The sequence below is a fragment of the Halolamina sp. genome (assembly GCF_036626355.1).
Taxonomy (GTDB): domain Archaea; phylum Halobacteriota; class Halobacteria; order Halobacteriales; family Haloferacaceae; genus Halolamina.
On record NZ_JAZKRY010000125.1, the window covers coordinates 1 to 6,638 of the forward strand.

Consider the following 6,638-nt stretch of genomic DNA (forward strand, 5'->3'; position numbering starts at 1 on the left):
AGCGTCTCCGCGAAGTCGGCGGCAGCCGTCCGGTGGACGGTCGACACCCCCTCCAGTTCGGACTCGAAGGTCGCGACGCGGTCTGTTCCCATGTCACGCGTGTTCGCCACCGGCGAGGTAAAGATTCCGTGCTCACGACGGGGCGCCAGGCTGGTCCTCGCCGGTGATCGGTACCTCGATACCGATATCGTCGTACGGGACAACCGGCTGCGTGGCCCGAGCCTGCTCCTCGAATCCCACGAGGTTCAGCCGCGCCAATTCCTCGAGATCCTCTTGCTCGTGTTTCCCGACCTCCGTCCAAAACTGTCCGAGTACCGCTTGCTAGCCGTCGAGACCGCTCGCAGTGCAGTGCTCAGTGTGCGAACGGAAGCGAATCCTTCACAGATTGGACAGCGATCCGGCGAAGCATGTGGGCTGGCCCGCGTTTGGGGAGGCTCCTGGCCACGTCGAGTGTGCCTGGCGAGTCGCTGCCAGCCAGTGAGAACGCACAGTCTGATCCCTCCTCGAACCGCTCGAGCGCATCGCTAACGCGCTCTTGAACAGCGGCGGCTCGACGGTCGGGTAGTCACCGCGGTCCAGCAAGATGGAGCCGTCAACGACGACTGTCTCCACGTCTGCCGGTGCGGCGTGACCGACGAGGTGTCCGGACACGTTCGTCGACGGAGTGAATTTCGGGACGTCCCAGTCGAGGACGACCAGGTCCGCACGCTTGCCGAGGTGTACCCCTCTGCTCGCTCGTCTCTCACCGTTCAACACTCGCTTGCTGACAGGATCGTGGTAGCCAGTTACGCGCTGCCGAATACAGGACGTAACCCCGACTGTTTCTCTTCGTACGAATTTACTACCGATAGCCGGTAGAAAAATCGAACGCCGTGACTCCCGCATACCGTGGGATCGATTTTTACGCTGCTACGCATATTACTTGACGTCCGGATACAAACATGGTCATGTTCGGTTTGGTTGACACCGCGATTACACTGGCCGGGCTCAACGTGGTGCTACTCGCGATGGCCGGGTACGTCTGGGTGTCGAACTATCGGCAGTTCCGGACGTCGTTGCTCCTGGGACTGGTCGCGTTTGCAGCCGTGATGCTCGTCGAGAACCTCATGATGATCTACTCGTTCATCGAGTGGGGGACGCTGTACGCCGACAGTATGTTCGCCAAGCGGTTCTTTACCGGGTTGCGCGGCGTTCAATTTCTCGCGCTCGCGTTGCTGAATTACGTCACCTGGAAGTGAAGTTCGGGACACACAGGGGAGCCGAGTCGGGTCCAGAGCGTGTTTCCGCTCCGGGATGGCGGTACGAGTTCGGTTCATACTTCTGGCCTGACCTTCCGAGTGTCAACGGGGACCGCTGCTGAATGAAGCCTCTGTATCTTGCACCCCAACTGTATCAGCTCTCGAGGATCACAAATTCACCGGAATTGCCGCGAAAGACTTTGAGCGCGAAGTGAGCACGGGGCCAGGAACAATCCGACTCACTCGCCGACCATCTGTTGACAGCGGGGGAATCCCGGCGTTCACGCCGGGCGGGCATCGCGTACACTCCGTGCAACAATCCACCGACCACAGTACGGACGAGTCCCCGAAACACGTAGCGAACCACTCGCGTGGCTGTGAATCACAGGCTGGTCGGATTTGGGCGGGTTTCGGAACTCAGTACGGCCAGAGTTGTTATGAATTAATGCAAAAATCGGAATATTTTTTATCAGTTGGTAGTTCGACGTCCCAGCCGCATGCCAACCAAGCTGAACCGCCGCAAGGTTCTCTTCGGTATCGGTGCTGCAACCGCCGCGACGACCGCTGGTGTCGCGAACGTGTTCACAGCCGACCGCGCCATCGCGGCTACGGGCGACGACACGCCAGCGCGGCTCCGCGCGGTCCACGTGTCGCCGGACGCTCCCGCCGTCGACGTCCTCGTGGATGGCGAGCCCGCGTTCACGAACGTGCCGTTCAGGACAGTCAGCGAGTACTCCTCGCTCACCCCCGACACGTATCTGGTCACGATCAGAGCCGCCGGAGACCCTGACACCGTCGTTTTCGAAGGCGAGGTGAGCCTCGAGGCCGGGACCGATTACACGGTGGCGGCTCTCGGCGAACTCGCCGAGGACTCCTTTGACATCGAAGTCCTCACCGACCGCAACCGGAAGCTGCCCGATGCGGTTGCCGAACTCCGCGTAGTGCACGCATCCCCGGACGCCCCTGCCGTCGATGTCGTCACGGAACACGACCGCCACATTGCCGAGGACCTGTCGTTCGGTCAGGTCGGCCACTATGGGGTGTTTTTCGCCGGCGAGACAGAGCTGGCCATCCGCCCCTCCGCGGTGGACGAGGGGTCCGCCGACCCGGTTTTCGAGACGAGCCTGCCCCTCAAGGGCGGAAAGACCTACACCGTGTTCGCCGCGGGTTATCTCACACCGGACGACGAGCCGACCGACGAGCCGTTCGGGTTGCTCCCATCTGTGGGCAGCCCTCGCCCGAAGACGGCACGGGTTCGGGGCGTTCACGCCTCGCCGGATGCCCCGAACGTCGACATCTTCCTCGACGACGAGAAAGCGTTCTCGACGGTCCACTTCGGGGATGTCACCGAGTACCGCTCGCTGACGGGTGGCACTTACTCGGTGGTTGTCACTGCTGCCGGTGACAGGGACACTGTCGCCTTCGAGAGCGAGGTGACCCTCGAGGCTGGGAGAGACTACACGCTTGCAGCCATCGGCGAGCTCTCAGAGGAGACGATCCGCCCGGCGGTCCTCGTCGACGATGCGGACGTTGATCCGGGTCACGCGGGCGTGAGGGTGTTGCACGCGTCGCCGGATGCTCCCGCAGTCGACGTGACGACGGCCGGGAGCGAAACCACGCTCGTCGACGACCTCTCGTTCGGGGACGCGACAGGCGTCGGCAGCCTCGACCCCGGGCGCTACACCCTGGAGGTCAAACCCGAGAGCAGAGACGACGACAACCCCTTCGACGCCGAGTTCGATGTCGAACTGGCCGCCGGGCAACTCTACACGCTCGTCGCGACCGGGTACTTTACCGCAGACGATGAGCCGGCCAAGACCAAGTTCACCCTCGTCCCGGCGGTCACCGAGCGGCGCAAGTGACCCAGCTCCTGTCGGCGACCGCCGAACCGTGGAGGTTCCTGTGCATGGCTGCCACGGCGCCCGTTCCGGGGCGGAGTCCCCGCCCCTGAGACCCCGTCCCCGTCGATGCCGCGTACTGCGCCGGAGCCGCCCCGCTATCGTGTGCCCTGCACGCAGCCTCGCTATTCGGTGTGACGTTTCTGACAGCAACTCGGTAAGTACCCCACAGAGCGCTGAAACCAGGGCGCACAGTCAGCAACGTCACCCGCCTGCCTGACGGGTATCTGACCCAACCAACACTCTTGACGCTTCGGCCGACAGAGACCGTATGGTACTGATGCAGGCGCTGTCATATACCGCGCTCGCGGTTGTGGCTGCCTTGGTCGGCGGCGTAATCGCCATCTACTATCCACCGGGCCCTCAGATGGAAAGCAACATTCAACACTTCGCAGCCGGGGTTGTGATCGCCGCCGTTGCCGCTGAATTGCTCCCGGACATTCACGGGCGAGCACCCCAGGTCGTCGTGCTCGGGTTCGCTATCGGGGTCGCGACGATGTTGGGCATCCACCGGTTGAGCAAGACCATCGAGAAGCGCGATATCGGGGGCCAGTTCGCCGGCGCGGCGGGGTTGCTCATCACCGTCAGTATCGACATGCTCATCGACGGAGTCCTCATCGGGGTAACCTTCCTCGACAATCCCGACACTGGCGTCATCATCGCGGTGGCACTGGCCATTGAAGTGCTCTTCCTCGGTGTTGCCGGGGTCATCGCACTGCCACGGGAGACGGGGATACTCCAGAAACTCGCAGTTCCGGCAGTCTTCGGGCTGCTGCTCGCGTCGGGCGTGACCGGTGGCGTGCTTGCGCTGGACGGGGTGACCGGCGCCCCCATCGCGGTTATCCTCGCCTTCGGTTCCGCGGCCCTGCTGTACCTCGTCACCGAGGAACTGCTCGTAAAGGCCGGGAAAGTTCCCGAGACACCGGTGTCCACGACGCTCTTTTTCGTCGGCTTTCTCGCGATCTTCCTGCTTGATATGCTCCACTGAGCCGGTTAGCGGGGCGAGGGAGAAGGTCGTTACCAGTAGATAATCTACTGGACCAGATCCGGTACACGCCACAGGAGGGTCGGGTAGCGACCTTTGGACTGGATGTGACTGCTGAACTCGCCCTCTCTATCCAGCACTGCCTATTTGATGGGAGTTGGGCAGATCGATTCTGTGCGTGCAAGAGACAGAGTGCGTCTCTGACACTGCGTTCGACCACCTACCCCGGTAGTGGAGGTCAACCACCGGCAACAGGACCCATCGATTGGGGACTTGGTTACAAGCTCGTCGAGTCAGACCGGTTCCGAAACGCGGGACAATGCAGCGAACGCAAGCAGATTCCACCGAGCAACCACCTCTCCCAACTCAGCCCGCCATCGGGTCATCCGTCTCACGTTCGCGGACCCAGACCGTCGAGATTCGAGCCCCCTCAACGCTCGTCACCTCGATCACGTACCCGGCGACCTCGACGCGGTCGCCACGCTCCGGCGCACGGTTGAGCTGTTCGAGGACCAGCCCACCGATCGTTTCGACCTCTTCACTTGTGAAGTCCGCTTCGATCACGTCGTTGATTTTTGATAACGGCACGCCGCCATCAATGTCGTACCCGTTGTCGCCACGCCGGCGAATCGAGGGTTCACGCTCGTCTACATCGAACTCGTCCCGGAGGTCTCCGACCAGCGCCTCGATGACATCCTCCACCGTTGCAATCCCCTCGAACGCCCCCCACTCGTCGATAACTGCAGCCACTTGCTGTTGGTCTTCCCTGAACTGTCTCAGGAGGTCGCTCAGTGCCATTGTCTCGGGAGCGATGACGACCTCTCGGGCGATGTCGCCGACTACCGCGGCGTCCGTGTCCTCCACTTCAGCTCGTAGCACGTCTTTGACGTCAACGAATCCGGTCACCTGGTCGCCGTCATCGGCATCAAGCACTGGATAGCGTGTATGACCAGCTTCGAGGACGAGCGACTGGAGCTCGGAGAGCGAAGCGTCCGCCGGAACGCTCACTACATCCGGTCGTGGAACCATGACCTCCCGCACTGCGATGTCGTCGAGATCAAAGACCCGCTCGATCATCGTCACTTCGGCAACGTCGATATCTCCTTCCTCGCCGGAGCGAGCCAGTACCCGGAGGAGTTCCCGCTCGCCGAGCGTCTCATCCGTTTCGGAAGCGGGTGGCACGCCGAGTGCTCGCGTGAATCCATTAGCAGCCCCGTTGAAGACCACGATCCCTGGATAGAGAACGTAATAGAAGGCTTTCATCGGCGGGGCGAGAAACAGTGAGAGGCGTTCGGTCTGAGCGATTGCGAGGGTCTTCGGCGCGAGTTCACCGAAGACGACGTGGAGGAACGTGATGATACTGAAGCCGATTGCGAAAGCGACGAGATGGATGAGATTGGCCGGGAGGATCGGTTCCAGTACGGGGTCGATGAGCGCCGCCACTGCGGGTTCGCCCACCCACCCCAATCCGAGCGAGGCGATGGTGATACCGAGTTGCGTCGTCGCGAGATAGTCGTCGAGATTCGCCATCACCTCTTGGAGCGTCCCCGCGCCGGGACGCCCCTCTTCAGCAAGCTGTTCGACTGATGTGCCCCGTACCCGGACGAAGGCGAATTCTGCAGCGACAAAAAAGCCGTTGAGCGCCACGAGAGTCAGCGCAACGACGATCTGTGCCAGCGAGAGCGCGACGTTTACCATCGGTGGGGCTGGCAGCCACGGCCGCTCGATTGGTGAGTGTCCACATCTCTGCGTCTCGTTCCCCCTACTAAAACCATAGAGACTCCGGCTGGGGACTTACTCAGAAGCTGCTTCGGAACGGCCCTCACAAGCAGGATCAGCTGTTCGGCCAGTCTGACGAAGGATGAAACAGCGGGTACTTGAAGAACCGTCGCTCGGGCTACTCGAACATTTCGTCCCGATTCAGTATTTGTTCTACGTACTGGCCGTGGGATCGCTCGTCAGCGGCGCTGCTACACCCTCCTGGGAGCCGGGCTCCTCGATTCATCCCTGTTCAGCAGCACCGCTGAACCCGCTCAGTGATTGAGGGGTGCAACCCCGAGGGGTGCAATCTTGCCAGGAAACTGCCATCCTGGCTGTTCTTCTGTCTGCGACAGGATCGTCGACCCCTCTCACTGGCGGGAGGCTCACCATGGCCGGGATCGTCCAACAGAGGAGTGGAACACCAGCGCGCAGGCCCCTGCTGTCCTCGAGCCCGCAGTGCCCAACTCCGGGGGGACCTGTAGTCTTCCGGTGGTTCCGTCACTGTCAGACTCGTTGCACTCCTCAGTCAGCGAGGTCGAACTCGTGAACCGGCCACTCCTCCTCGTAGGAGAGGTGCATCTCCGGGTCGATGCCGACCTCGGCGGGGTCGCGCACCCGTAGTTCCACGCCAGACCCGATCTCGACGTCCTCCAAGTCCGCGGTCACCCGGCCGGTCAGCCGCGCGCCCGAGTCGAGTTCGACGACCGCGACCGTCACCGGCGCCAGGTCGGCAAACGGCGAGGGCGGCCGGTAGAC

General features: G+C 62.3%; 5 protein-coding genes. 3 read left to right on the forward strand and 2 right to left on the reverse strand.

Translation table 11 applies throughout. The features are described from left to right. Window positions 1-941: 941 nt before the first annotated feature. From V5A38_RS14200 to V5A38_RS14210, 3 genes are all read left to right on the forward strand, one after another. Window positions 942-1,238: a hypothetical protein gene (locus V5A38_RS14200; RefSeq protein WP_332326421.1), complete on the forward strand. Its 297-nt coding sequence runs from the start codon at window positions 942-944 to the stop codon at window positions 1,236-1,238. 497 nt (window positions 1,239-1,735) lie between these two features. Further along, window positions 1,736-3,100: a DUF4397 domain-containing protein gene (locus tag V5A38_RS14205; RefSeq protein WP_332326422.1), complete on the forward strand. Its 1,365-nt coding sequence runs from the start codon at window positions 1,736-1,738 to the stop codon at window positions 3,098-3,100. Window positions 3,101-3,407: 307 nt separating this feature from the next. Further along, window positions 3,408-4,124, forward strand: coding sequence for a hypothetical protein (locus tag V5A38_RS14210; RefSeq protein WP_332326423.1), 717 nt, complete (start codon window positions 3,408-3,410; stop codon window positions 4,122-4,124). A 363-nt stretch (window positions 4,125-4,487) separates the two neighbouring features. Here V5A38_RS14210 and V5A38_RS14215 read toward each other — a convergent pair whose 3' ends face one another. Beyond that, window positions 4,488-5,819, reverse strand: a complete 1,332-nt coding sequence (locus V5A38_RS14215) for a hemolysin family protein (RefSeq protein ID WP_332326424.1) — start codon at window positions 5,817-5,819, stop codon at window positions 4,488-4,490. A 585-nt stretch (window positions 5,820-6,404) separates the two neighbouring features. Continuing rightward, on the reverse strand, window positions 6,405-6,638 hold a 234-nt coding region (locus V5A38_RS14220; protein WP_332326425.1), incomplete at its 5' end, for an OB-fold domain-containing protein.